The following is a 4,325-nucleotide window of genomic DNA, read 5'->3' on the forward strand; positions in this document are numbered from 1 at the left end:
ATGACTTTTCAGATTTATCCCCCGCTTGAGATCCCCGAGACACTGGCTGCTGGTCCGGGGCCGGGCAATACGGACGCCCGCGTTTTGCAGGCCTTCGCCAATGCCGGGGTTGCGGATCACATGCAGGGCGACGTTTTGCGCGGGATGGTCGAATGCAAGCACATGCTGCGCAATATCTGGGGAACCGATAACACCTATACCTTTGCTGTGGCCGGTACCGGCTGGAGCGCATTGGACACCATGTTCTCCGCCGTGATGCCCGGTGATAAAGTCGTGGCCTTTGCCAACGGCACCTTTTCCGGCATTGATGCGCTGACCCTAAGCATCAAGGCGGCCACGCCCGAGGAGCATGCCGCCAGCCCGCTTGATCCACAGGCCGCCAGCGTAACGGTCGTTGATGTTCCGCACGGACAGCCGGTCACTGGTGAACTGGTTGAAGCCGCGCTGGAACAGCACAAACCGAAATGGGCCTTTATGGCGCATTGGGAAACGGGTTCGGGTCGCGTCAATGATCTGCGTGGCTTCTCGGACGCATGCGAGCGTCATGGGGTGATGGGCCTGGTCGATGCGGTCTCGTCGTTGGGCGTCGATGACTTTTCGATCGATGACTATCCGGGGATCGCCGGTTGGGCCTCCTGCCCTCAGAAGGGCCTGTGCTGCCTGCCGCTGACCTATGCGCCGGTCAGCTTTACAGATGCCTTTGTTGAATCCCTCAGAGCGACGGGTGCCTACAGTTATGTCCACAATCCTCTATTTGAGGCGCGTCACTGGGGTATTGTCGACGGTCAGGACGTCGAAAAGGGGACCTATCACAGAACCCATTCCGGTTATGCCGTTGCAGCGTTCCATGAGTCCCTGCGTCTGACACTTCAGGAAGGTCTGACCAGACGGTCGGCATCCTACAAGACCCATGAACGCGTGCTGCGCGATGCTGTTACGGCCATGGGATGCGAGGTGACTTCGGACATGCCCAGCCTGGTCGTGCTGAATCTGCCGCCGGAACTGGCCGGGAGAGAGATGGAGCTGGTGCAGAACTGTCGGGCAAGGGGTTTTGGGATCTGGCCGACGCTCAGCGCGCCGGTTCAGGTACGCATCGGAATCCTCAATCAGCTCAACCGCCAGGCCGTCAGCCGGATCGTCCGCCTGTTTGCCGAAGCCATGAGGGAACTGGGCGGCAATGTCGATTTCGAAGAGATCGAGGCATTGCTCGAAAGCCGTTACGGCACATCGATCGCTGCTTGAACGCACTGCATGAACGGGAGGAATGCAGATGGATATCCATGAATACCAGGCGAAAGAAGTTCTTTCGAATTTTGGCGTCGCCGTACCGTCAGGTGCCTTGGCCTATAGCCCGGAACAGGCGGCCTATCGCGCCCGCGAACTGGGCGGAGACAAGTGGATTGTCAAAGCCCAGGTCCATGCGGGTGGCCGCGGCAAAGCGGGTGGCGTCAAACTGTGTAACAGTGAAAACGAGATCCACGAGGCCTGTGACGAGATGTTCGGCCGCAAGCTGGTGACCCATCAGACCGGACCGGAAGGTAAAGGCATCTATCGTGTCTATGTCGAGTCCGCTGTGCCGATTGATCGCGAGATCTATCTTGGTTTTGTTCTGGACCGCTCCAGCCAGCGGGTGATGATCGTGGCTTCGTCTGAAGGTGGGATGGAGATTGAGGAGATCTCGGCGGAACGCCCGGACAGCATCGTGCGCTCAATCGTGGAACCCGCAGTTGGACTGCAGGAATTCCAGGCCCGCGAGATAGCCTTCAATCTGGGCCTTGAGGCTCGTCTGGTTCAGCAAATGGTACGGACGTTGCAGGGCTGTTACGCCGCCTTCAGCGATCTGGACGCCACGATGGTTGAAATCAATCCACTGGTTATCACTGGCGACGACCGTGTGCTGGCATTGGACGCAAAGATGAGCTTTGACGACAACGCTCTGTTCCGTCATCCGCAGATCGCTGAACTGCGCGACAAAAGCCAGGAAGATCCCCGTGAAAGCCGCGCGGCGGACCGTGGGCTGTCTTATGTGGGTTTGGACGGCAATATCGGCTGCATCGTGAACGGTGCTGGTCTGGCCATGGCCACGATGGACACGATCAAACTGGCCGGGGGCGAGCCCGCGAACTTCCTCGATATCGGTGGTGGTGCCTCACCCGAGCGCGTGGCCAAGGCCTTTCGACTGGTTCTGTCCGACAAGAACGTTCAGGCGGTTTTGGTCAATATCTTTGCTGGTATTAACCGCTGCGACTGGGTCGCCGAGGGCGTTGTGCAGGCGCTGCGTGAGTTGGATATCGACATCCCGGTCATCGTGCGACTTGCCGGTACGAATGTCGAAGAAGGTCAAAAGATTCTCGCCAAATCCGGCCTACCGATCATCCGCGCCACCACTTTGATGGAAGCCGCTGAACGGGCGGTGGGCGCATGGCAGAACGATCTGTCCCAAAACACCAAGATGAGGGCCGTGTAATGAGCATACTTCTCGACCGCGACACCCGCGTCATCGTTCAGGGCATCACCGGACGCATGGCGCGCTTTCACACAAAGGATATGCTGGCCTACGGCACCAATGTTGTCGGCGGAGTTGTTCCCGGCAAGGGTGGTGAAACCGTTGAAGGTGTACCGGTGTTTGACACCGTGAAACAGGCCGTTGAGGCAACTGGCGCGGATGCCAGTCTGGTCTTTGTTCCGCCTCCGTTTGCTGCAGACTCCATCATGGAAGCTGCTGATGCGGGCATTCGCTACTGTGTCTGTATCACCGACGGTATCCCGGCGCAGGATATGATCCGGGTCAAGCGGTACATGTACCGTTATCCCAGAGAAAAACGTATGGTTCTGACTGGACCGAACTGCGCCGGTACAATCAGCCCCGGTAAGGCTCTGCTGGGTATCATGCCGGGCCATATCTACCTGCCTGGCAATGTCGGCATCATTGGTCGCTCGGGCACACTGGGGTACGAGGCGGCAGCACAGCTCAAAGAACGTGGCATTGGCGTTTCGACCAGTGTTGGTATCGGTGGCGATCCGATCAACGGGTCCTCGTTCAAAGATATCCTGCAACGGTTTGAAGAGGACGAGGATACCCACATCATTGCGATGATCGGCGAAATCGGCGGTCCGCAGGAAGCTGAAGCCGCGGAATACATCCGCAATCACATTACAAAACCGGTCATTGCTTATGTTGCCGGATTGACCGCCCCCAAAGGTCGAACCATGGGGCACGCCGGTGCGATCATCTCGGCTTTTGGCGAAAGCGCCAGCGAAAAGGTTGAAATCCTGTCCGCTGCTGGTGTGACCGTGGCCGAAAACCCCGCCGTGATTGGTGAGACAATCGCACGAGTGATGGAGGCTGCGTGATGGTTAAACCTTCGGTCTTAGTCACCCGTCGCTGGCCTGCCGCCGTCGAGGCGCAACTGGCCGAAAACTACAACGCCGTGCTGAATACCGGGGACAAGCCAATGTCCCCGGCAGACATCCGGCGGGCGTTGAAAACCTATGATGCTGTCCTACCCACGGTCACCGACACGCTCAGCGCCGAGGCATTGGATGTGCCTGGCGCGCAGACCAAGATCATTGCCAATTATGGGGTCGGCTATAGCCATATCTGCGAACCTTCGGCGCGTGAGCTAGGCATGACGGTAACAAATACACCGGATGTCCTGTCCGAGTGTACGGCCGATCTGGCCATGACGTTGCTGCTGATGGTTGCGCGCCGGGCAGGTGAGGGCGAACGCGAATTGCGCTCCGGCAAGTGGACCGGCTGGCGGCCGACGCATCTTGTGGGCACAAAGGTCAGCGGCAAGACGCTGGGCATCATCGGTTATGGCCGGATCGGCCAGGAAATGGCTCGCCGTGCCCATCACGGGTTCGGTATGAACGTCCTCGTCTATAACCGCAGCGAGGTGGCCGCGGACGTATTGGGCCAGTGCGACGCAACACAGGTGGACACGATCGATGATCTCTTGCCCCAGTGCGATTTTGTGTCACTGCACTGCCCCGGCGGCTCCGCGAACCGGCACCTGATCAACTCGCGCCGACTGAGCCTGATGAAGCCTGACGCATTCCTGATCAACACTGCGCGCGGCGAGGTGGTTGATGAATGGGCTCTGATTCAGGCGCTGATGTTCGACATGATCGGTGGTGCGGCCTTGGACGTCTTCGACGGCGAGCCCCGCATCAGCCCGGATCTGCTGCAATGTGACAACCTCGTGATGCTGCCGCATCTGGGCAGCGCAACGCGCGAGGCCCGCGAAGCGATGGGCTTCCGCGTTCTAGATAATCTGAGTGACTTTTTCCAAGGCCGTGAACCACGTGACCGGGTGATCTGA

4 protein-coding genes are annotated in these 4,325 nt (G+C 59.0%); all 4 read left to right on the forward strand.

Going from position 1 to position 4,325, the window contains the following annotated elements; all coding sequences use genetic code 11:
* From ACR0JB_RS21715 to ACR0JB_RS21730, 4 genes are read left to right on the forward strand one after another with little or no spacing between them, the layout of a single operon-like run.
* The gene (locus ACR0JB_RS21715) at positions 1–1,242 is read left to right on the forward strand and encodes a pyridoxal-phosphate-dependent aminotransferase family protein (protein WP_170400180.1); all 1,242 of its coding nucleotides are present in this window, start codon (positions 1–3) and stop codon (positions 1,240–1,242) included.
* A 28-nt stretch (positions 1,243–1,270) separates the two neighbouring features.
* The gene (locus ACR0JB_RS21720) at positions 1,271–2,467 is read left to right on the forward strand and encodes a malate--CoA ligase subunit beta (protein ID WP_170352142.1); all 1,197 of its coding nucleotides are present in this window, start codon (positions 1,271–1,273) and stop codon (positions 2,465–2,467) included.
* Positions 2,467–3,354 (forward strand): succinate--CoA ligase subunit alpha, encoded by an 888-nt coding sequence (sucD, locus tag ACR0JB_RS21725; RefSeq protein ID WP_170352143.1) that lies wholly within the window; start codon positions 2,467–2,469, stop codon positions 3,352–3,354. The genes ACR0JB_RS21720 and sucD overlap by 1 nt, the downstream gene beginning before the upstream one ends.
* Complete coding sequence (locus tag ACR0JB_RS21730; RefSeq protein WP_170400182.1) at positions 3,354–4,325, forward strand: 2-hydroxyacid dehydrogenase; 972 nt, start codon at positions 3,354–3,356, stop codon at positions 4,323–4,325. Before sucD ends, ACR0JB_RS21730 begins: the two co-directional genes overlap by 1 nt.

It is taken from the genome of Ruegeria sp. BI7 (assembly GCF_056537925.1).

Bases quoted from the DNA above. Each gene is read 5' to 3' on its own strand.
- ACR0JB_RS21715 (WP_170400180.1), top strand. From the start codon at position 1: ATGACTTTTCAGATTTATCCCCCGCTTGAGATCCCCGAGACACTGGCT.
- ACR0JB_RS21720 (WP_170352142.1), top strand. From the start codon at position 1,271: ATGGATATCCATGAATACCAGGCGAAAGAAGTTCTTTCGAATTTTGGC.
- sucD (WP_170352143.1), top strand. From the start codon at position 2,467: ATGAGCATACTTCTCGACCGCGACACCCGCGTCATCGTTCAGGGCATC.
- ACR0JB_RS21730 (WP_170400182.1), top strand. From the start codon at position 3,354: ATGGTTAAACCTTCGGTCTTAGTCACCCGTCGCTGGCCTGCCGCCGTC.